We start from the raw sequence: 21,654 nt of genomic DNA, 5'->3' as shown, positions 1-21,654 counted from the left end.
TCCGGGCATGGACAACATCACACACACCGTCATCGGCCTCGGCGTGGGGGAACTGGTGCAGCGCAGCCTGGCGCCGGAGCCGGACGAGGCCGGCCAGCGCACGCGGCACCGCCTGCTGCTCACCGCCTGCGCGCTGGCCAGCAACTTCCCCGACCTGGATCTGTTCCTCACCGGCCTGCTGCCCGAGCCCCTGGGCTATCTGCTGCACCACCGCGGCCACACGCACACCCTGCTGTACGCATTGCCGCAGGCGCTGCTGTTGCTGGCGCTGCTATGGCTGTTGTGGCCGAACGCGCGCGCGCTGCTTCAACGCAGCGGGCGGGCGCGCGCCGGCCTGGCCGCGTCCGTGGCGCTGGGCTTCGCCCTGCACCTGGGCATGGACTTCCTCAATTCCTATGGCGTCCACCCGTTCTACCCGTTCGACGGGCGCTGGTTCTATGGCGACATGGTGTTCATCATCGAACCCGTGTTCTGGGTGGCCTTCGGCGTGCCCCTGATCATGGCGGTGCCGTGGCGGCCCGCGCGCTGGCTGCTGATGGCCTGCCTGGCCGGGGCGCTGGGCTACTTCCTGCACAAGCAGTTCCTGTCGCCCGTCTCGTTCGGCGCGCTGCTCGCGCTGGGCCTGGGGCTGGCCGCGCTGCGCCGCTTCTGGGCGCACAGCCGCTGGGCGATGGCGCTCGCGCTGGCGGCCAGCGCGGCCTTCGTGGCGGGGCAGGGCGCGGCGTCGGCCGCCGGCGCGCAGCGGGTGCGGGCCGCGCTGGCCCCTATCGATCCCCGGGCCCGGCTGCTGGACGTGGCGATGACGGCCTTCCCGGCGCAGCCGCTGTGCTGGATCTTCGTGTCGGTCGAGAGCGACGAGGCGGCGGACCGCTACCGGCTGCGGCGCGGGCTGGTGAGCCTGGCGCCGGACGTGGTGCCGCCGTCGCGCTGTCCCGCCGGCCTGGCCGACCCGGGGCGGCCCGCAGCCGCCGGCGCCGGCGTGCTGCTGTACAGGGAAGTGGAAGGCAGCCTGTCCGGACTGCGCCGCCTGCGGCGGGAGAACTGCTGGATCGACGACTGGCTGCGTTTCGGCCGCGCGCCGGCGCTGGAGGGCGGCGCCATCACCGACCTGCGCTTCGCCACCACGCCGCGCGGCAACTTCTCCACCATGGACCTGGCGGGAACGGGCGGACGCGCCTGCCCGGCCGGCGTCCCCGCCTGGACCCACCCGCGCGCCGACCTGCTGGCCCCGCCGCCCGCCGCCGAGCGCCAGGCGCGCCGGTAAGCGGCGTCAGCAACAGTTTGGGGTCAGACCCCAAGCGGCGTGAACCGTACTGAAACCGCGTGCGCCGCGGCGGGCGGACGCGCTATCATGGCGCGATGAGCAACCCTTCCCACGCCCCCGCGCCGCCCGGCGCCTCGGCCGATCCCCATCAGCGCTACGGCAAGCCGGACGGCGGCTGGCGCGCGCGCCTGTACGCCGTCATCTTCGAGTCCGACACGCCGGCCGGCCGCAGCTTCGACCTGGTGCTGATCGGCGCCATCGTGCTCAGCGCGCTGGTGGTGGTGTTGACCAGCGTGGCGCCCGTGGCGCGCGCATACGGCCCCTACCTGCAGGCCGCCGAGTGGTTCTTCACCCTGCTGTTCTCCATCGAATACGTGGGGCGCCTGCTGTGCGTGAAGCGCCCGGTGCGCTACGCGCGCAGCTTCTTCGGCGTGATCGACCTGATGGCCATCCTGCCCAGCTACGTGTCGCTGGTGCTGCCGGCCGCGCACGTGCTGATGGGCATCCGCATCCTGCGCCTGCTGCGCATGTTCCGGATCCTCAAGCTGACGCTGTACATCGAGGAGTACAGCATGCTGGGCCGCGCGCTGATGGCCAGCCGCCGCAAGATCCTGGTGTTCCTGTCGGTGGTGATGATGATCGTGTTCCTGCTGGGAACGGTGATGTACGTGGTGGAGGGGCCGCGGCACGGCTACACCAGCATCCCCACCGCCGTCTACTGGGCCATCAGCACAGTCACCACCGTCGGCTTCGGCGACCTGGTGCCGAAGACGGACCTGGGCCGCACCGTGGCGTCCATGATGATGCTGCTGGGCTGGGGCATCCTGGCGGTGCCCACCGGCATCATCAGCTCGGAGATCTCGCACCAGCGCAGCGCCGGCTACGCGCCGCGCCGCGACTGCCCGGCCTGCGGCACCACGGGCCACGAGCAGCTGGCGCGCTACTGCAAGGATTGCGGCGGCGCGCTGCCCGCCACCGCCGTGGCCCCGGTGCCGCCGCCGGCCGCCACGTAGCGCGGCCGGCGGACTGCGCGCGGCGTCGCCGCGCTTACTCCGCCCTATGGAACGGGGCGCGGGCCCGCGGCCCTGGTTACGCCGCCAGCGGCGCCGTGTCGTCATGGTCGGTCGATTCGGCCACCTGCAGCCATTCGGCCAGCTCCCCCGCCACGACGGCCTGCGTCTCGCGCAGCGCGGCCACCGCGTCCGTGCCCAGCGGCAGGCGCGCGGGCGGGTTGGCGCTGTCCACCAGCCGCAGGATCGCGCGCGACAGCTTTCGCGGGTCGCCCGGCTGCCTGTGGTTCACGCCGGCCACCAGTTCGCGCATCGCGCCCACCGTTGGCGCGTAGGCGGCGATGGGCCGGGCGGCGTCGCGCATCGACGAGCCGTCCAGGAAGTCGGTGCGGAAGAAGCCCGGCTGCACCGACGTGGCGCGGATGCCCAGCGGCGCCAGTTCCGCCGCCAGCCCGGCCGTGATGCCCTCCACCGCGAACTTGGTCGAGCCGTACACGGCCCAGCCCGGGTAGGACTTGTAGCCGCCCACCGACGAGATGTTGACGATGTGGCCGCTCCCCCGCGCGCGCATGAACGGCAGCACCGCGCGCGTCACGTTCAGCAGGCCGAACACGTTGGTGTCGTACTGCGCGCGCACCTCGGCGTCGCTGGCCTCCTCGACGGCCGCCAGCAGGCCGTAGCCGGCGTTGTTGACCAGCACGTCGATGCGGCCGAAGCGCTCCACGGCCTGGCGCGCCGCCAGCACCGACGCCGCCTCCAGCGTCACGTCCAGGCGCAGCGCCAGCAAGTTGGGATGGGCGCCCAGCGCCGCGACGACGGCTTGCGGATCGCGGGCGGTGGCGACCACGCTGTCGCCGCGCGCCAGCGCGTCCTTCGCCATCAGGACACCGAAGCCGCGGGACGCGCCGGTAATGAACCATACTTTGGACATGCTGTTCTCCTCGAGGGTGGTGGGTTGATGGAGGCCAGTGTAGGCCGGCCGGCGGTGCTACACTAGATAGCGGAAAGCTGTTTGATTTTCATCCACGGGTTGTAAATGGACAAAGCGCGTGTCATCACCTTATTCACCGGCGTCGTGCGCGCCGGCAGCTTCAGCCGGGCGGCCGTGGAGGCCGGCCTGTCGCCGCAGGCCGTCAGCAAGGCGATACGCCAGCTGGAGGAGCACCTGGGCGTGCGCCTGTTCCACCGCACCACGCGCAGCCTGACCCTGACGCGGGAGGGCGAGCGCCTCCACGAGCTGGCCAGCCCCGGCCTGCGCCTGCTGGACGAGGCGCTGGACCAGGTGCGCGACAGCCGCCGGGACATGGACGGCACGATCCGCATCGCCGCGCCCACCTCCTTCGGCAACCACATGGTGGTGCCCCTGATCCGCGACTTCCAGGCGCTGCATCCCGGCGTGCATTTCGACCTGCTGCTGGAGGACCAGTTCACCGACCTTGTGGAGGCCCGCATCGACGTCGGCTTCCGGGGCGGCAATCCGCCCGAGCGCAACCTGGTGTCGCGCCGCATCGGCGACCTGTGGCTGCTGGTGTGCGCGGCGCCGGCCTACGTGGCGCGACACGGCGCGCCGCGCGGCGTGGACGAGCTGCGCAAGCACCGTTGCACCGGCTTCCGCCAGCCCAACACGGGCCGCATGACGCCCTGGGAGCTGAGCGTGGACGGCGCCACCGTCTACCTCGACATCCCGGCCGTGGCCAGCTTCAACACCGCAGAGGCGGAGGCCTGCGCCGTGCTCTCGGGCATGGCGATCGGGCAGCTGGTCAGCTACATGGCGGACCCGGAACTGGACGCGGGCCGTTTGCTCCACCTGCTGCCGGAAACGGCGGCGCTGCACGGCGGCGTCTATATGTATTACCAGCAGCGCACCCAGATGCCGCAACGCGTGCGCCAGTTCATCGACTACGCGTCCGAGCGCGCGCCGGGCATGTTCCGCGGGCGGGGAGGCTGACCATGGACCGTTTGCACCTGATGACCGTGTTCGCCGCCGTCGGCGAGGAACAGAGCTTCGCCGGCGGCGCGCGCCGCCTGGGCATGTCGCCGCCCGCCGTCACGCGCGCCATCGCCGCGCTGGAGGCCCGCCTCGGCGTGCGCCTGCTGGAGCGCACCACGCGCCATGTGCGCGTGACGGAGGCGGGCCAGCGCTACCTGGACGACGCGCGCCGCATCATCGCCGAGATCGACGAGGCCGACGAGGCGGCCGCCGGCAGCAACGCCGCGCCGCGCGGCCACCTGGCGGTGACGGCGCCGGTGCTGTTCGGCCGCATCTACGTCACGCCCGGCATCGTCGACTACCTGCGGCGCTACCCGCACATGGAGGTGAACGCCATGTTCGTGGACCGCGTGACGAACCTGATGGAGGAGGGGCTGGACGTGGGCGTGCGCATCGGCGAGCTGCCCGATTCCAGCCTGCGCGCCGTGCCCGTGGGACGGGTGCGGCGCGTGATCTGCGCCTCGCCCGCCTACCTGGAGCGGCACGGCGCGCCGCGCACGCCGCGCGACCTGGCCGCGCACACCATCGTCAGTTCCACCGGCTCCAGCGCGCCGCCGGACTGGCGCTTCACGCGCGACGGCCGCGCGCAGGCCCTGCGCCTCAAGCCGCGCCTGACCGTCAACAGCAACGACGCCGCCATCGAGGCGCTGCGCGACGGCTTCGGCGTGGCGCGGCTGCTGTCCTACCAGGCCGCCCCGCTGCTCGCCTCGGGCGAGCTGCGGGAGGTGCTGGAGGACTACGCCACGCCCGGCGTGCCGGTCAACATCGTGCACCGGGACAGCCGCCAGGGATCGCCCCGCATCCGCAGCTTCGTCGACCTCATGGTGGAGCGCCTGCGCGCCGAGCCCAACCTGCAAACCGGGCCATACGGCCTATAGGTATGGGCCGTATGGCCCGGCGACCCTCGAAAAACGCACCTCTTTGATCCACGCGGGCGCGCCGTGCGAGGTCTTGGTGCGTTGCACAACTCCGGTGCCGAAAATAGTTGTTGCCGCGCTTGCGCTCATGAACGAACTTTCGCGCCGCGGCCGGCCCGCGCGGCCCGCCCCCCGGCGTGTTTACAGAGTGAAAAACGGTTGTTTCGGCGCTCTTTTTCCACGCGTTTTATCGTGGTGCACGGGACCTGGCACAGCTATTGCAAAGCTAGTGGCAGGGCAGGCACCCGCCTGTCATACGCTACGGGGACCTAGATGGACAATAAATTCACTCTCACCCGCCGCGCCTTGATCAAGGCCGGCGCCGCCACTGCCATCACCGGACTCGCGACCCAGGGAGCATGGGCCGCCGGTTCCGACAAGCCGGAGAAGGAGGAGGTCAAGGTCGGCTTCATTCCGCTGACCGACTGCGCTTCCGTCGTCATGGCCTCGGTGCTGGGCTTCGACAAGAAGTATGGCATCAAGATCGTGCCGAGCAAGGAGGCCTCCTGGCCCGGCGTGCGCGACAAACTGGTGAACGGCGAATTGGACGCGGCCCACGTGCTGTACGGCCTGATCTACGGCGTGCACCTGGGCGCGGGCGGTCCGAAGAAGGACATGGCGGTGCTGATGAACCTGAACCACAACGGCCAGGCCATCACGCTGTCGAAGAAGGTGGCCGACAAGGGCGCGGTGGACGGCGCCTCGCTGGCCAAGCTGATGAAGACCGACCCGCGCGAATACACCTTCGCCCAGACCTTCCCCACCGGCACCCACGCCATGTGGCTGTACTACTGGCTGGCCAGCTACGGCATCAACCCGATGAAGGACGCCAAGGTGATCACCGTGCCGCCGCCGCAGATGGTGGCCAACATGCGCATCGGCAACATGGATGGCTTCTGCGTGGGCGAACCGTGGAACCACCGGGCCATCATCGACAACATCGGCATCACCGCCACCACCACCCAGGACATCTGGCGCGACCACCCGGAGAAGGTGCTGGGCACCAGCGCCGAGTGGGTGAAGAAGTACCCGAACACCGCGCGCGCGCTGACCGCCGCCATCCTGGACGCCAGCCGCTGGATCGACGCCTCGCTGTCGAACAAGATGAAGATGGCCGAAACCATCGCCGACAAGTCCTACGTCAACACCACCGTGGACGCGATCAACCAGCGCATCCTGGGCCGCTACCAGAATGGCCTGGGCAAGACCTGGGACGATCCGAACTCGATGAAGTTCTTCAACGACGGCTCGGTCAACTATCCGTACCTGTCGGACGGCATGTGGTTCCTGACGCAGCAAAAGCGCTGGGGTCTGCTGAAGAGCGAGCCGGACTACCTGGCCGTGGCCACGCAGATCAACCAGGTCGACGTCTACAAGGACGCCGCCGCGATGGCCAAGGTCAGCGTGCCGAAGTCGCCGATGCGCACCGTGAAGATGATCGACGGCACCACCTGGGACGGCAAGAATCCGAAGGCGTACGCCGACTCGTTCAAGATCAAAGCGTAAGGAGAGAATATGAGCGCAGTGCTGGAAAACATCGCCGCCCCCGCGCCCGGAGCGCCGGCGGCCAACGTGGTCCCCCTGGAACGGCCGGCGCGCACCGAGCGCCTGGCGGCCAAGGGCGTCAATCTTGCCTCGGGGAGCGCGCGCATGCGGCCGTACGTCATGAAGTTCCTGCCGCCGCTGCTGGGCATCGCCATGCTGGTGCTGGTGTGGCAGGTGATGGCCTCGCGCACCGAGGGCTTCCCGGGTCCGTTCGAAACCTGGAAGGAGGCGGTGCACCTGTTCTCCGACCCGTTCTACCGCAAGGGCCCGAACGACCAGGGCATAGGCTGGAACGTGTACGCCTCGCTCAAGCGCGTGGCGCTGGGCTTCGGCCTGGCGGCCGCCGTCGGCATCCCGCTGGGCTTCGTGATCGGCCGCTTCAAGTTCATGTTCGGCATGTTCAGCCCCATCATCAGCCTGCTCAAGCCGGTTTCGCCGCTGGCCTGGCTGCCGATCGGCCTGTTGGTGTTCAAGGCCGCCGACCCGGCCGCGATCTGGTCCATCTTCATCTGCTCGATCTGGCCGATGATCATCAACACCGCCGTCGGCGTGCAGCGCGTGCCGCAGGACTACATGAACGTGGCGCGGGTATTGAGCCTGTCGGAGTGGAAGATCTTCACCAAGATCCTGCTGCCGTCCGTGCTGCCCTACATGCTGACCGGCGTGCGCCTGGCCATCGGCACCGCCTGGCTGGTGATCGTCGCGGCCGAGATGCTGACCGGCGGCGTGGGCATCGGCTTCTGGGTCTGGGACGAATGGAACAACCTGAACGTGCCGCACATCCTGATCGCCATCGGCGTGATCGGCATCGTCGGCCTGCTGCTGGAACTGGCGCTGGTCTCGCTGGCCAAGGCCTTCACCTACGAACAAGTGGAGAACTGATATGAGCGCGAAATTCATCGAAATCAGCCATGCCGAGATGGTGTTCAACACCAAGAAGGGGCAGTTCCACGCGCTGGCCGACGTCAACCTGACGGTGCAGCAGGGCGAGTTCATCACCCTGATCGGCCACTCGGGCTGCGGCAAGTCCACCCTGCTGAACCTGATCGCCGGGCTCACCACGGCCACCCACGGCGTCCTGCTGTGCAACGGCCGCGAGATCGCCGGCCCGTCGCCGGAGCGCGCGGTGGTGTTCCAGAACCACTCGCTGCTGCCGTGGCTGACCTGCTACGAGAACATCTACCTGGCGGTGGAGCGCGTCTTCGGCGGCAAGGAGACGGGCAAGCAGATGCAGGAGCGCACCATGGCGGCGCTGGCGCTGGTCAACCTGACGGCGGCGGCGCAGAAGCGGCCGCACGAGATCTCGGGCGGCATGAAGCAGCGCGTGGGCATCGCCCGGGCGCTGTCGATGGAGCCTAAGGTGTTGTTGATGGACGAGCCCTTCGGCGCGCTGGACGCCTTGACCCGCGCCCACCTGCAGGACGAGCTGCTGCGCATCGTGGCCGCCACCGGCGCCACCACGGTGATGGTGACGCACGACGTGGACGAGGCGGTGCTGCTGTCGGACCGCATCGTGATGATGACCAACGGCCCGGCGGCGACCATCGGCGACATCGTCAACGTGCGCCTGGCGCGTCCGCGCGACCGGCTGGAGCTGGCGCAGGACCCGCTGTACATCGAGTACCGCACCAGCGTGCTCGAGTTCCTGTACCACCGCCAGGGCCGCCCGGCCCAGAAAGCCGCCTAAAACCAGGGGCGGAATCTGGGGGCAGACCCCTCGGGGTCTGACCCCGGCCTTTGCGGTTGGGTTTAGACCACCCGCAACTCGTCCAGCGGCCAGCGCGGACGCACGTTGAAGGAGTAATCCTTCTTCGCCGCGTCCGGGTTGATCATCAGCCGCATCGCGCCGGCGAAGGCGATCATCGCGCCGTTGTCGGTGCAGAACTCCAGTTCCGGGTAGTAGACCTTGAACTTCCTCTTCGCGGCCGCCGCGTTCAAGGACGCGCGCAGCTGCGCGTTCGCCCCCACCCCGCCCGCGATCACCAGCCGCTTCAAGCCCGTGTGCTTGATGGCCGACACGCACTTGGCCGTCAGCACCTCCACGATGGCGTCCACGAAGCCGCGCGCGATGTTGGCCTTGTCCTGCTCGCAGATGTTGGCGATGCCCTGCGCCGGGTGGTTCTTCACCACCGTCAGCACCGCCGTCTTCAGGCCGGAGAAGCTGAAATTGAAATCCTTGGTGTGCATCATCGGGCGCGGCAGCTTGTAGGCCAGCGGGTCGCCGAAGTCGGCCAGGCGGGAGATCGCCGGCCCGCCCGGGTAGCCCAGGCCCAGCAGCTTGGCCGACTTGTCGAAGGCCTCGCCGGCCGCGTCGTCCAGGGTCTCGCCCAAGAGCGTGTACTGGCCCACGCCGTCCACCCGCATCAGCTGCGTGTGGCCGCCCGAGACCAGCAGCGCGATGAAGGGGAACTCCGGCGGCTGCGACGCCAGCAGCGGCGACAGCAGGTGGCCCTCCAGGTGGTGCACGCCCAGCACCGGCTTGTCCAGCGCCATGCCCAGGCTGCAGGCGATGGACGAGCCGACCAGCAGCGCGCCGGCCAGGCCGGGTCCCTGCGTGTAGGCGATGGCGTCGATGTCGGCCAGCGCCTTGCCGGCGCCGGCCAGGGTCTGCTCCAGCAGCGGGATGGCGCGCCGGATATGGTCGCGCGAGGCCAGCTCCGGCACCACGCCGCCGTACTCCTCGTGCATCGCGACCTGGGAATACAGGGCATGGGACAACAGGCCGCGCTCGGTGTCATACAGCGCCAGGCCGGTTTCGTCACAGGAGGATTCAACGCCGAGAACGATCATTTGGACAGTGCGAAGTGGAAGGGGAATCCGCCATTGTAAAGGAAAGCCGGGCGCGCCTGCACCAAAGGGGCGAGCGCCGCACCCATGTAGGGCGGCCGGCCGCGCGCCGGCCGCCGAAAGCGCGTCCGGGCCATGGCATCGCTCTTGCTACGTATGCAATAACAAGCACAAGCACTGGAGGCGACCATGGCCGAACACTGGAAATTGATTTGCAAGCTGAAAGACATCCCGCCGGAGGGCGCGCGCCTGGTGCCGCGCGGGTTCGCGTGGCAGGAGCTGCCCGGCGTGGCCGTGTTCCGCACCGCCGGGGACAAGGTCTTCGCCCTGCTCGACAGCTGCCCGCACAACGGCGGCCCGCTGTCGCAGGGCAAGGTGCTGGGCGAGCAGGTGTGCTGCCCGCGCCACCAATGGAGCGTCGAACTGGAAACCGGCTGCCTGGTGTCGCCCGAAGAGCATGGCTGCGCGCGGCGCTACGCGGTGAGGATAGAGGACGAGAAGATTTATCTGGACTTGAATGAACTGAACGCGCCGGCCAGCCGCGCGGAGGCGGCGTTGGCGGGCGCGTTCGGCGTGGCGCCGCACGTGGGCGCCAATCCCTGGGCCTAGAGGGGCCGGGGGCTCAAGGACGGGCCAGCAGTTCCTTGTGCGCGCCGCGCAGCATCTCGGCCGTGGTGTCCCAGTCGATGCAGCCGTCGGTCACCGAGCAGCCGTATTTCAGCTCGCCCAGGTTGGCCGGGATCTTCTGGTTGCCGCCCACGATGTTCGATTCGATCATCACGCCCACCAGCGCCTTGTTGCCGTGCGTGATCTGGTTGACCACGTCCGTCATCACCAGCGGCTGCAGTTCCGGCTTCTTGTAGCTGTTGGCGTGCGAGCAGTCCACCACCACGTTGGCCGGCAGCTTGGCCTTCTCCAGCGCCTGGGCGGCGATCGCCACCGACACCGAGTCGTAGTTCGGGCGGCCGTCGCCGCCGCGCAGCACCACGTGGCCGTAGGCGTTGCCGCGGGTGCGCACGATGGACACGTTGCCCTGGCTGTTGATGCCCAGGAAGGCGTGCGGGTTGGCCGCCGACAGGATGGCGTTGATGGCGATGCCGATGTCGCCGTCGGTGCCGTTCTTGAAGCCCACCGGCGTCGACAGGCCGGACGACATCTCGCGGTGCGTCTGCGATTCCGTGGTGCGCGCGCCGATCGCGGTCCAGGCGATCAGGTCGCCCAGGTATTGCGGCGAGATCGGATCCAGCGCCTCGGTGGCGGTGGGCAGGCCCATTTCGCACACGTCCAGCAGGAACTGGCGGGCCTTCTCCATGCCCACGTCCACGCGGAAGGAATCGTCCATGTCCGGATCGTTGATGTAGCCCTTCCAGCCGGTGGTGGTGCGCGGCTTCTCGAAGTACACGCGCATCACCAGCAGCATCGTGTCCTTGACCTCCTCCTGCAGCGCCTTCAGGCGGCGCGCGTAGTCCAGGCCGGCGACCGGGTCGTGGATGGAGCAGGGGCCCACCACCACGAACAGGCGCTTGTCCTTGCGGTCCAGGATGGCGCGCAGGTCGGCGCGGCCCTTCATCACGGTGGCCGAGGCGGTGTCGGTCAGCGGCAGCTTGGCGTGCAGCGCCTCCGGCGTGGGCATGGAGGCGAAGTTGGTGACGTTGATGTTTTCGATGTCTGGCGAGATCATGGTTCAGGCTTGTTTTATCGGGGGAGCCTGCAAGTGTAGCTGAATTGTGGCTTTCCCGCGGCGGTCGGGCGCGGTAAGCTACGCCTTATGACTACGCAAACCACCTTCCATTCGAATCCCTACCCGGCCGCCCACCTGATCAAGGAGATCGGCCGCGGCAGGAAGGGCGCGCGCGGCATGACGCGCGAGACCGCCCGTGAACTCTACGGCGCCATTCTGGACGGCCGCGTCTCCGACCTGGAGCTGGGCGGCATCCTGCTGGCCATGCGCATCAAGGGCGAGACGGTCGACGAGATCGCCGGCTTCCTGGAGGCGGCGGAAGCCTCGTTCGCGCCGCTGCGCGCCCCGGCCGGCTGCGCGCCGGTGCTGATCCCGACCTACAACGGCGCCCGCAAGATGGCCAACCTGACGCCCTTGCTGGCGCTGCTGCTGGCGCGCGAGGGCGTGCCGGTGCTGGTGCACGGCGTGGGGCACGACCCGGGGCGGGTGGCCACGGCCGAGGTGTTCGAGGCGCTGGGCATCCACGCCGCGGGCGGCCACGCCGAGGCGGAGGCCGCGCTGGCGGCGGGCAGGGTGGCCTTCATCACCATCGAGGCGCTGGCGCCCCGGCTGGCGCATATGCTGTCGCTGCGTCGCGTGCTGGGCGTGCGCAACTCCACCCACACGCTGGTCAAGATGCTGCAGCCCTTCGCCGGGCCGGCGCTGCGGCTGGTGTCCTACACCCATCCGGAATACCTGGAAATGCTGGGCGAGTACTTCACCACCGCCGCGCCCCACGAGCGGGGGCACGCCTTCCTGATGCGCGGCACCGAGGGCGAGACGGTGGCCAACGCCAACAAGGGCCAGCGCATCGACTGGTTCCACGACGGCGAGCGCACCGAGCTGGTCGAGAAGCAATTGGACGCCGAGGAGAATGTCGCGCTGCCGGAGGACAAGAGCGCGGCCGCCACCGCCGCCTGGATCGCCTCCGTGCTGCGCGGCGATCTGCCGGTGCCGGCCTCGATCGCCGAGCAGGTCGCGCAGGTCGCCAGGGTGACCCGCTCGCTGGCGTGATCGCGGCCCAAAACCGGGGACAGACCCGCGATCGGCGGCTCTGGCTTTGTTAGAGGTTTGTGGCGCGGAGGGGCTGTCCCCTCGGCCACTGTCGCTGTCCCCGCCGCAACAGGTACAATGGCCGGTTTTGAAGCGGAATCGAGGCGGTTATGGCAAAACAGTTTGATGTGGCGGTGATCGGCGCGGGCGCGGCGGGGATGATGTGCGCGGCCGAGGCCGGCAAGCGCGGGCGGCGCGTGGTGCTGATCGACCATGGCGCCAAGCTGGCCGAGAAGATCCGCATCTCCGGCGGCGGCCGCTGCAATTTCACCAACATCAACGCCGGCCCGGCCAACTTCCTGTCCGAGAATCCGCACTTTTGCAAGAGCGCGCTGTCGCGCTACACGCCGCGGGACTTCCTGGCGCTGGTGAAGAAACACCGCATCGCCTTCCACGAGAAGCATCGCGGCCAGCTGTTCTGCGACGACTCCGCCGAGCGCATCATCGACATGCTGAAGGCCGAGTGCGCGGCCGGCGACGTCAACTGGCGCATGCCCACCAGGGTCGCCAGCGTCGAGCGCATCGACGGCGGCTTCTATCTGGCCACCGACACCGGCGACATCGAGGCCGAGAGCGTGGTGATCGCCACCGGCGGCCTGTCGATCCCGAAAATCGGCGCCACCGATTTCGGCTACCGCGTCGCCAGCCAGTTCGAGCTGCGCATGGTGGAGCCCCGTCCCGCGCTGGTGCCGCTGACCTTCGACGCCGACTCCTGGGCCCCGTTCGCGCCGCTGTCCGGCATCTCGCTGGAGGTGGACGTGGAAACCGGCGCCCTGAAGGGCCGCAACCCGGACGGCGCGCGCTTCCGCGAGGACCTGCTGTTCACGCACCGCGGCCTGTCCGGCCCCGCCATCCTGCAGATCTCCAGCTTCTGGCGGCCGGGCGCGCCCATCACCATCGACCTGCTGCCGGAGATGGACGTGGCGCAGGCGCTGATCGAGGGCAAGCAGACCGTCAAGAAACAGCTGGGCAACGTGCTGGCCGGCTGGCTGCCCGCGCGCCTGGCCGAGGGCCTGCTACAGGCCCACGGCTTCGACGGCGAACTGCGCCTGGCCGACATGCAGGACGCGGCGCTGCGCAAGCTGGGTACGGCCATCAACCGCTGGGTGCTCACGCCCAACGGTTCCGAGGGCTACCGCAAGGCCGAGGTCACCCGCGGCGGCGTCGACACGCGCGAACTGTCGCAGCAGACCATGATGGCCAACAAGGTGTCCGGCCTGTACTTTATCGGCGAGGCGGTGGACGTGACCGGGTGGCTGGGCGGCTACAATTTCCAGTGGGCCTGGGCCTCCGGGGTGGCGGCTGGGCAGGCGGCCTGATATAATTGCTATCCCGGCGTGCAGATCCCGCCCGGAGTCAGATGTTGGCAGGACGAAAAGGTTGCTCGTAATCAGACACTTTCCCCACGAAATGTGCCTGTAGAGCCGGTTTGGCGTCCAAGGCTCTTCCCAATCGGGCCGAAAGCTGCTAATATCTTTTTCTTCCTAAAATCTAACGGTTTGAATTTTTACATGACCACCATCCGCCTTAAAGAAAACGAGCCGTTCGAAGTCGCAATGCGTCGCTTCAAACGCACCATCGAAAAAACCGGCCTGCTGACCGAACTGCGCGCACGCGAGTTCTACGAGAAGCCAACCGCCGAGCGCAAGCGCAAGCTGGCCGCCGCCGTGAAGCGCCACTACAAGCGCATCCGCAGCCAGCAACTGCCTAAGAAACTGTACTAAGACTGCCACAGCAGGATGGCCCGGCAGTACGGCATAGCGCCGCGGGCTTCCTGTTCAGTCGTTTGCCCGCTCCGGCTCGCCGCGGCGGGTTTTCGCGTTTTAGCGCCCCATATTTTCCACAGGACATGATATGACTTTGAAACAACAGATCTCCGACGACATGAAGAACGCCATGCGCGCCAAGGAGGCGGGCAAGCTGGGCACCATCCGCCTGCTGCTGGCCGAAATCAAGCGCAAGGAAGTGGACGAGCGGATCGAAGTCGACGACACCCAGGTCGTGGCCATCGTGGAAAAGATGATCAAGCAGCGCAAGGACTCGATCACCCAGTTCGAGGCCGGTGGCCGCGCCGACCTGGCCGACATCGAGAAGGCCGAGCTGGCCGTGCTGGCGGGCTACATGCCGGCCGGCCTGTCGGAGGAGGAGGTGGCGGCCGAGGTCGCCGCCGCCGTGGCCGCCTCCGGCGCCGCCGGTCCGCAGGACATGGGCAAGGTGATGGCCATCGTCAAGCCCAAGCTGGCTGGCCGCGCCGACATGACGGTCGTGTCCGCGCTGGTCAAGAAAGCGCTGGCCCCGGCGTAGGGCGGAGTAAGCGTAGCGCAGTCCGCCACGGCGCCGTCGAAACGCGTGCATGGCGGACTGCGCCCTACGAGCTTACTCCGCCCTACGTTGCTGAGCTGTCCCCGGTTTGCCACCCCCTTGCGCCGGATCAAACCCGCTCCACAGGCGGCGGTATAGCCTGATGTAGAACAACACTGATCGCCGTGATACCTCAATCCTTCATCTCCGATCTCCTGAACCGCGTCGACATCGTCGACGTGGTCGGCCGCTACGTGCAGCTGAAAAAAGGCGGCGCCAACTACATGGGGCTGTGCCCCTTCCACAACGAAAAATCGCCCAGCTTCACGGTCAGCCCGACCAAGCAGTTCTACCACTGCTTCGGCTGCGGCGCCCACGGCACCTCGATCGGCTTCATGATCGAGTACTCCGGCATGGGCTTCGTCGACGCCGTCAAGGACCTGGCCCAGGGCGTGGGCATGGTCGTGCCCGAGCAGGACGACAAGATCCCGCCCGCCCAGCGCGCCCAGATGCAGGCGCAGAGCATGGCCCTGTCCGACGCCATGTCGCACGCCGCCGAGTACTACAAGTCCCAGCTGCGCCAGGCGCCGGCCGCCATCGCCTATCTGAAAGGGCGCGGACTGACCGGCGAGATCGCCGCCCGTTTCGCGCTCGGCTACGCCCCCGGCGGCTGGGACAACCTGCGCGCCGTGTTCCCCGACTACGACGCCGTCGCGCTGGTCGAGGCCGGCCTGGTGATCGACCGCGTGGACGAGGAGGGCAACCGCCACAAGCGCTACGACCGTTTCCGCGAGCGCGTGATGTTCCCCATCCGCAACACCAAGGGGCAGGTGATCGCCTTCGGCGGCCGCATCATGGAACAGGGCGAGCCAAAGTACTTGAATTCCCCGGAAACGCCTTTATTTTCAAAGGGCCACGAGTTGTACGGCCTGTTCGAGGCGCGCCAGGCGATCCGCGACGCGGGCTACGTGCTGGTGACCGAGGGGTATATGGACGTGGTGGCGCTGGCGCAGATGGGTTTTCCGCAAGCCGTGGCGACCCTGGGGACCGCGTGCACCACCACCCACGTGCAAAAGCTGTTGCGGCAAACAGACACGGTGATCTTCAGTTTCGACGGCGACAAGGCCGGCCGCCGCGCCGCGCAGCGCGCGCTGGAGGCCTGCCTGCCGCAGGTGTCGGACAACAAGACCATCAAGTTCCTGTTCCTGCCGGCCGAGCACGACCCGGACAGCTATATCCGCGAATTCGGCGCCGCCGGTTTCGAGCGGCAGGTGGCGGAGGCGATGCCGCTGTCGCAGTTCCTGCTGCGGGTGGTGTCGGCCGAGCACGACTTGGGCGAGCCCGAGGGCCGCGCCCGCGTGCAGTTCGAGGCCAAGCCGTTGCTGCAGGCGATGGCGCCGTCGGCCCTGCGCCTGCAGATCGTGCGCGGCCTGGCGACGATGACGCAGAGCAGCCCCGGCGAGATCGAGGCGCTGTACGAGCTGAGCAAGCCGGTGGCCGAGGTGCGCCGGGCGCCGCCGCGCAGCAGCCGCCAGCAGCCGGTGGGGCTGGAGTTGCAGATCGTGCGGCACCTGGTGGCCCATCCGGCGCTGGCGCTGCAGATCGACGAGGCCGGCATGGCCGCCTTCGCCAGTTTCGGCCCGGAGCCGCACGAGCGGCTGGCGCAGCTGATCGGCGCGGCCTGCGCGTTGGGGCCACAGGCCACCTTCGCGGCGCTGGCGCAGCACCTGAAGGAGCAGGGCGGCGAGTACGACGCGATCATCGGCGAGATCGCGGCGGAGCCGGAATCGGACGTGGACGCGGTGCGGGTCTACCTGGTCAGCGCGATCCGCCAGATCAAGATGGACGCGCTGAAAGCGGAGCTCGCACAGTTGTTCGCCTCCGGTTTGTCGTCCACGGAAATTGGTGTACGCTACCGCGAGATTACCGCGATGCAAGACCAGCTGTTGCGGGAGGCCGAGGCGGACTTGTCGGCGCGCTAGCGGGGGCGGTTTTCACGGGCGGGGACGCGGGGCGTTCCCCCTGGAATTTGTAAAGTGGCGTGCTATAATAAAACGCTAAGTATTGACTCTTGGCGTAGCGTTATTTGTTCGGAATTTTGTTTGTTTTCAGTAAGTTAGGCTCTTGATCGGCACAGCTGGACGATGCCGGCGGCCAGGGCCAGGACTTTGGCACGGATCGCGCCAGCAACGAGGTGGCGCGCCCATCCCGCCAATCGCGGCTCTAGCCCCCATGCGCTGTCTACAGTAGAATTTCTGCGGAGCACGACCTAGGGTTGAGGTCGGCGGCGGAGGTTCCGGGTGTGCGTGGCACGGTCGGGGGCCGAAGGTATAAGTATTCGTAGCGGTGTTGCAAGAACTTTATCCTAACCCGTAAAGCAAGTCGTTGTGTAATCGAAAGCGCCTGTGCCAACAAAGAAACCTGAATCCCAAGCGGCTGAAAAGCCGAGCAAAGTGACTGCCAAGGCCGCGAAATCGGCCGACAAACCGGAAACGCGCGTCAACACGCCGCCGGCAGTCAGCCAAACCACGGACGCGGCCACGCTGGCCGCCATCGACACCTCCGGCTATGTGCTGCCGAGCGTGAAGGTGCCGGGGCGGCGCGGCCGCAAGCCCAAGGAATTCCAGCCCGAGAACGACGAAGTGGCCGCGTTGAACGCGGTCGAGCGCGCCGAGCTGAAAGCGGTGGACAAGGCCAAGGCCAAGGATCGCAAGGCCAAGGAAAAGGCCCTGCTGAAGGACGCGTTCTCCTCCGACACGGAAGCCACCGAGGAAGAGCTGGAGCGCCGCCGCCAGAAACTGAAGACCCTGATCAAGTTCGGCAAGGAACGCGGCTTCCTCACCTACGCCGAGATCAACGACCATCTGCCCGAGAACATCGTCGATCCGGAAGCGATCGAAGGCATCATCGGCACCTTCAACGACATGGGCATCGCGGTCTACGAGCACGCGCCGGACGCCGAGACCTTGCTGCTGTCGGACAACGTGGCCACCGTCACCAGCGACGACGAGGCCGAAGCCGCCGCCGAGGCGGCGCTGTCCACCGTCGACTCCGATTTCGGCCGCACCACCGACCCGGTGCGCATGTACATGCGCGAGATGGGCTCGGTCGAGCTGCTGACGCGCGAGGGCGAGATCGAGATCGCCAAGCGCATCGAGGACGGCCTGAAGGACATGATCCAGGCCATCTCCGCCTGCCCGGTGACGATCGCCGAGATCATCGCCGCCGCCGACCGCATCCGCAACGACGAGATCAAGATCGACGAGATCGTCGACGGCCTGGTGGACGACACCACCGCCGAGGAGGCCCCGTCCGCCGCCGCGTCCGACGACGAGGAGGAGGACGAGGAGGAGGAGGAGGAGGAGGAAGAGGAAGAGGAGGAGGCCCCCAGTCCGTCGGGCGCGGCCGGCTACTCGGCCGAGCAGCTGGAGCAGATGAAGAACGCCGCGCTGGAAAAGTTCGACATGATCTCCTCGCAGTTCGACAAGATGCGCCGCGCCTTCGAGAAGGACGGCTACAACTCCAAGGCCTACGTGAAGGCGCAGGAAGCCATCTCGTACGAGCTGCTGGGCATCCGCTTCACCGCCAAGGTGGTCGAGAAGCTGTGCGACACCTTGCGCGGCCAGGTGGACGAGGTGCGCCACATCGAGAAGCAGATCCTGGACGTGGCCGTGAACAAGTGCGGCATGCCGCGCGCCCACTTCATCAAGGTGTTCCCGGGTAACGAGACCAACCTGGAATGGGTGGACGCCGAGGTGTCGGCCGGCCACGCCTACAGCGCCATCCTGGGCCGCAACATCCCCACCATCAAGGAACTGCAGCAGCGCCTGATCGACCTGCAGGCGCGCGTGGTGCTGCCGCTGCCGGACCTGCGCAACATCAACCGCCAGATGGCGGCCGGCGAGATGAAGGCCCGCAAGGCCAAGCGCGAAATGACCGAGGCCAACCTGCGCCTGGTGATCTCGATCGCCAAGAAGTACACCAACCGCGGCCTGCAGTTCCTGGACCTGATCCAGGAAGGCAACATCGGCCTGATGAAGGCGGTCGACAAGTTCGAATACCGCCGCGGCTACAAGTTCTCGACCTACGCCACGTGGTGGATCCGCCAGGCCATCACGCGCTCGATCGCCGACCAGGCGCGCACCATCCGCATCCCGGTGCACATGATCGAGACCATCAACAAGATGAACCGCATCTCGCGCCAGATCCTGCAGGAAACGGGCGCCGAGCCCGATCCGGCCACCTTGGCGATCAAGATGGAAATGCCGGAGGACAAGATCCGCAAGATCATGAAGATCGCCAAGGAACCGATCTCCATGGAAACGCCGATCGGCGACGACGACGATTCCCACCTGGGCGACTTCATCGAGGACAACAACACCCTGGCGCCGTCCGACGCGGCGCTGCACGCGTCCATGCGCGGCGTAGTGAAGGACGTGCTGGACTCGCTGACCCCGCGCGAGGCCAAGGTGCTGCGCATGCGTTTCGGCATCGAGATGTCGACCGACCACACGCTGGAGGAGGTCGGCAAGCAGTTCGACGTCACGCGCGAGCGTATCCGCCAGATCGAGGCCAAGGCGCTGCGCAAGCTGCGCCACCCGTCGCGCTCGGACAAGCTGAAAAGCTTCTTGGAAGGCAACTAGGCACTTGACGGGAGCCGGCGTTCCGCCTATGCTCCCGTGTCCGTTTAATCAACGGTTGCAGTACCCAGGGCCTCTAGCTCATGCTTGGTTAGAGCAGCGGACTCATAAAATTTGTGCCTTACGATTGGGAAACCGCGTAAGGGATGGTGTCAAATTCGGCGAAACCTAAGCACAGCAATGTGGATGGCAACGCCGAGCCAAGCTCCGGCGCGAAAGCGCCGTTGAAGGTGTAGAGACTAGACGGCACCCACCTAAGGCGCGAGCTATGGTGAAGGCATAGTCCAGGGAGTGGCGAAAGTCACACAAACCAGAATCCGTTGGTGCCGTGTTCGACTCACGGGAGGCCCACCATATAATGAAAAAGCCAACCCTTCGGGGTTGGCTTTTTTTCGACTAAACTGTGGTGACTCGAATTTAGCTGCGCGGGAAAATAAACCAGGCAGGCAGACGTAAAAAAGCCCGCCGAGGCGGGCTTATCTATTCAGTATGACGCATGACTCACCGATCACCCCGGCTATCTGCCGGGTGTCATCAGTCACCTGCAACCCGCGCTATCTGCTCGGTGTTGCCGGTTAATGCAAGCCATTGTCCCGCTAAACCATTTTCCCCAGACCCTGGCTATCTGCCAAGTGTCCGTAGCCGGATGGAGGGGGGCGCAACAAGGCGCATGGCAATGCGACCTTCATCTGTGTGGAGCATGTCTTCAACGGCGAAGACTCTTCGCGCGCGGCTGTGCCGGGCGCGGGCACATCATCGATCAGGACACAACCTGAATGTTGCCAGCCTTTTCGCCTTTAGGGCCAACGCTGCGCTCAAACGAGACGCGCTGGTTTTCGGACAGGCTCTTGAAGCCGGTCGATTGGATGTCCCCGAAATGGGCGAACAGATCGGCGCCGCCTGCGTCCGGCGTGATAAAGCCGAAGCCTTTAGCGTCGTTGAACCATTTAACGATACCGGTTTGTTGAGTACTCATGATTTTTCCTTTAATTAAAATAATAGGCAACTTTTGCCATAAGGGCACTTGAAACCAAGAATTAAAACCGAAGGAAAAAAAACTGGACGACCGGGAAAGACAGCCATGCGGAATTGGGACCGACAAGATTACGACTTGATGTAAGTACGAGATGCAATATACGCGGCTTTACAGGTATCACCTAGCTTTAATTTATTTTTTTGCTATTTTCCGTTATCTGCGCGGCAGGAAGGAACGCTCGCGTGCGGGCGGATTGCCCGGCATGAAGACCAGCCCGCCTGGTGCCCTCCAACCAACAGCGGCGCCGCGCGGCGCCGCAGCGGTTCGCTCAACTACGAGGTGACCCGATCCCAGCCATGTCGCACGGCCGCCTTGAACTTCTCCCAGGCCGATTGCGGATAGCTGCTTTCCCAGCTGGAGCGCAGCGTGGGCTCGGCCTCGTCCCAGGAGCGGTCCGGGGAGCTGGAGCGCATGGTGGCGCCGTAACGGTAGGCGGGCGCGTAGTCGTCGTAGCCGCCGCCCGAGCCCGCGTAGTTCGAGGTCCAGTGCGAGCGGAAATACTGGTCCGCGTCGGCGTCGTCCGCGCCCAGCTGCTCGACCTCCACCTCGGTGCGGCGCACCGTCTCGTTGATCTGGTCCTGGCGCTGCGTGGCGTCCTTGCTGACCACCACCTCCTCGACCACGCGCGCGGTCTTCTGCACCACGGCCTCCTCGGCCATCTCGCGCAGCTCGATGGTGTTTTCCTGGAACGCGTCCACGCTGGCGGGATCGACCGGGCGGTCCACCGCGTGCCGCTCCACGTTCACGTGTTCCTCGCGCAGGCTGACGTTCTCGCTCACCGGCGTCGACACCACGCGCTGATGGATGCGCAGGCCGCCGCGCTGCACGATGCGCTTGCCCACCTTGAGCGCCTCCTCGACCACGGGGATGGTCTGGCTGGCGGCGCCGGCGGCGTACTGCATCGATCCCTGCGCGCTCGCACCGCCTTGCTGCGAGGCGCTCTGCATGGCGCCCTGCGACGCGGCCGACCCCTGCAGGTTCTGGGCGCCGCTGCGCGGCGTCTCGGCGCCGCTCCAGCCGCTGGCGCGCCATTCGTTCTGGTATTCGTCGATGTCGACCGGACCGTAGCGCTCCACGATGTCGGCCGCGCGTTCGATCTCGTCCTCGCTGTCGGCCTGCACGGTCAGCACGGCCTTGCCACGGTGGACCGCCTCCTCGTACACGCGGCGCTCGTCGTCCTCGTCGCCGAACAGGTTGGAGAAGAAATTGCCGATGCGGTCGCCCAGCGATTCGTCGCGCGGGGCGGCGGCGGTGGCGCCCGCGCTTGCGCTTGCGCCGTCCGCCGAGCTGTCGCTCAGCGCGGTGTTGTTGAAGCCCGAGCCGATCAGGTCGGTCCTGGCGCGCTCGGCGTCGGAACGGTTGTCAAATACTGCTGCCAGCGTGTGTGTCAT

At 67.2% G+C, this 21,654-nt stretch carries 19 protein-coding genes; 14 read left to right on the top strand and 5 right to left on the bottom strand.

Features of this window, described 5'->3' with window-relative positions:
• Positions 1-7: 7 nt before the first annotated feature.
• Both BM436_RS03695 and BM436_RS03690 read left to right on the top strand, forming a co-directional pair.
• Positions 8-1,264: a metal-dependent hydrolase gene (locus BM436_RS03695; RefSeq protein WP_093553574.1), complete on the top strand. Its 1,257-nt coding sequence runs from the start codon at positions 8-10 to the stop codon at positions 1,262-1,264.
• A gap of 95 nt (positions 1,265-1,359) precedes the next feature.
• Positions 1,360-2,277, top strand: a complete 918-nt coding sequence (locus BM436_RS03690; protein WP_093553572.1) for an ion transporter — start codon at positions 1,360-1,362, stop codon at positions 2,275-2,277.
• Positions 2,278-2,353: 76 nt separating this feature from the next.
• Here BM436_RS03690 and BM436_RS03685 read toward each other — a convergent pair whose 3' ends face one another.
• Positions 2,354-3,205: an oxidoreductase gene (locus BM436_RS03685; protein WP_093553570.1), complete on the bottom strand. Its 852-nt coding sequence runs from the start codon at positions 3,203-3,205 to the stop codon at positions 2,354-2,356.
• Positions 3,206-3,310: 105 nt separating this feature from the next.
• Here BM436_RS03685 and BM436_RS03680 point away from each other — a divergent pair, with 105 nt between their 5' ends.
• The 5 genes from BM436_RS03680 to BM436_RS03660 all read left to right on the top strand — a co-directional run bounded on the left by BM436_RS03680 (position 3,311) and on the right by BM436_RS03660 (position 8,413).
• Positions 3,311-4,222 carry a LysR family transcriptional regulator gene (locus tag BM436_RS03680; RefSeq protein ID WP_093553568.1) on the top strand — a complete coding sequence of 304 codons (912 nt, stop codon included), beginning with the start codon at positions 3,311-3,313 and terminating at the stop codon, positions 4,220-4,222.
• 2 nt (positions 4,223-4,224) lie between these two features.
• On the top strand, positions 4,225-5,142 hold the full coding sequence (locus BM436_RS03675; protein WP_093553566.1) for a LysR family transcriptional regulator: 918 nt from the start codon (positions 4,225-4,227) through the stop codon (positions 5,140-5,142).
• 312 nt (positions 5,143-5,454) lie between these two features.
• Positions 5,455-6,687 carry a CmpA/NrtA family ABC transporter substrate-binding protein gene (locus BM436_RS03670; protein WP_093553564.1) on the top strand — a complete coding sequence of 411 codons (1,233 nt, stop codon included), beginning with the start codon at positions 5,455-5,457 and terminating at the stop codon, positions 6,685-6,687.
• 9 nt (positions 6,688-6,696) lie between these two features.
• Positions 6,697-7,608 (top strand): nitrate ABC transporter permease, encoded by a 912-nt coding sequence (gene ntrB, locus BM436_RS03665; RefSeq protein ID WP_093553562.1) that lies wholly within the window; start codon positions 6,697-6,699, stop codon positions 7,606-7,608.
• A 1-nt stretch (position 7,609) separates the two neighbouring features.
• Positions 7,610-8,413 carry an ABC transporter ATP-binding protein gene (locus BM436_RS03660; RefSeq protein WP_093553561.1) on the top strand — a complete coding sequence of 268 codons (804 nt, stop codon included), beginning with the start codon at positions 7,610-7,612 and terminating at the stop codon, positions 8,411-8,413.
• A gap of 62 nt (positions 8,414-8,475) precedes the next feature.
• On the opposite strand, the gene tsaD is transcribed toward BM436_RS03660, so the two are convergent.
• The gene (tsaD, locus tag BM436_RS03655; protein ID WP_093553559.1) at positions 8,476-9,516 is read right to left on the bottom strand and encodes a tRNA (adenosine(37)-N6)-threonylcarbamoyltransferase complex transferase subunit TsaD; all 1,041 of its coding nucleotides are present in this window, start codon (positions 9,514-9,516) and stop codon (positions 8,476-8,478) included.
• Between the two features lie 186 nt (positions 9,517-9,702).
• On the opposite strand from tsaD, the gene BM436_RS03650 reads away from it, so the two are divergent.
• On the top strand, positions 9,703-10,122 hold the full coding sequence (locus tag BM436_RS03650) for a Rieske 2Fe-2S domain-containing protein (protein WP_093553557.1): 420 nt from the start codon (positions 9,703-9,705) through the stop codon (positions 10,120-10,122).
• Positions 10,123-10,135: 13 nt separating this feature from the next.
• On the opposite strand, the gene BM436_RS03645 is transcribed toward BM436_RS03650, so the two are convergent.
• Positions 10,136-11,194, bottom strand: a complete 1,059-nt coding sequence (locus tag BM436_RS03645; RefSeq protein ID WP_093553555.1) for a 3-deoxy-7-phosphoheptulonate synthase — start codon at positions 11,192-11,194, stop codon at positions 10,136-10,138.
• 87 nt (positions 11,195-11,281) lie between these two features.
• Between BM436_RS03645 and ybiB the strand changes: the two genes are divergently transcribed.
• From ybiB to rpoD, 6 genes are all read left to right on the top strand, one after another.
• Positions 11,282-12,247 carry a DNA-binding protein YbiB gene (ybiB, locus tag BM436_RS03640; RefSeq protein WP_093553553.1) on the top strand — a complete coding sequence of 322 codons (966 nt, stop codon included), beginning with the start codon at positions 11,282-11,284 and terminating at the stop codon, positions 12,245-12,247.
• A gap of 149 nt (positions 12,248-12,396) precedes the next feature.
• A complete protein-coding gene (locus BM436_RS03635; protein WP_093553551.1) occupies positions 12,397-13,605 on the top strand; it encodes a BaiN/RdsA family NAD(P)/FAD-dependent oxidoreductase in 1,209 nt (402 codons plus the stop codon).
• Between the two features lie 192 nt (positions 13,606-13,797).
• The gene (gene rpsU / locus BM436_RS03630; RefSeq protein ID WP_005665410.1) at positions 13,798-14,010 is read left to right on the top strand and encodes a 30S ribosomal protein S21; all 213 of its coding nucleotides are present in this window, start codon (positions 13,798-13,800) and stop codon (positions 14,008-14,010) included.
• A gap of 130 nt (positions 14,011-14,140) precedes the next feature.
• Positions 14,141-14,590, top strand: coding sequence for a GatB/YqeY domain-containing protein (locus BM436_RS03625; RefSeq protein WP_093553549.1), 450 nt, complete (start codon positions 14,141-14,143; stop codon positions 14,588-14,590).
• 182 nt (positions 14,591-14,772) lie between these two features.
• Positions 14,773-16,569: a DNA primase gene (gene dnaG / locus BM436_RS03620; RefSeq protein ID WP_093553547.1), complete on the top strand. Its 1,797-nt coding sequence runs from the start codon at positions 14,773-14,775 to the stop codon at positions 16,567-16,569.
• Positions 16,570-17,040: 471 nt separating this feature from the next.
• Positions 17,041-19,230: an RNA polymerase sigma factor RpoD gene (gene rpoD, locus BM436_RS03615; RefSeq protein WP_229488908.1), complete on the top strand. Its 2,190-nt coding sequence runs from the start codon at positions 17,041-17,043 to the stop codon at positions 19,228-19,230.
• 757 nt (positions 19,231-19,987) lie between these two features.
• Here the strand turns inward: rpoD and BM436_RS03610 are convergent.
• Positions 19,988-20,203, bottom strand: coding sequence for a cold-shock protein (locus BM436_RS03610; protein ID WP_093553543.1), 216 nt, complete (start codon positions 20,201-20,203; stop codon positions 19,988-19,990).
• A 332-nt stretch (positions 20,204-20,535) separates the two neighbouring features.
• Positions 20,536-21,654, bottom strand: coding sequence for a YsnF/AvaK domain-containing protein (locus BM436_RS03605; protein ID WP_093553541.1), 1,119 nt, complete (start codon positions 21,652-21,654; stop codon positions 20,536-20,538).

The organism is Pseudoduganella namucuonensis (genome assembly GCF_900116645.1).
Taxonomy (GTDB): Bacteria; Pseudomonadota; Gammaproteobacteria; order Burkholderiales; family Burkholderiaceae_D; genus Rugamonas; species Rugamonas namucuonensis.
The sequence above is the reverse complement of the archived record's forward strand: the minus strand, read 5'-3'. Positions and strand labels throughout refer to the sequence as shown.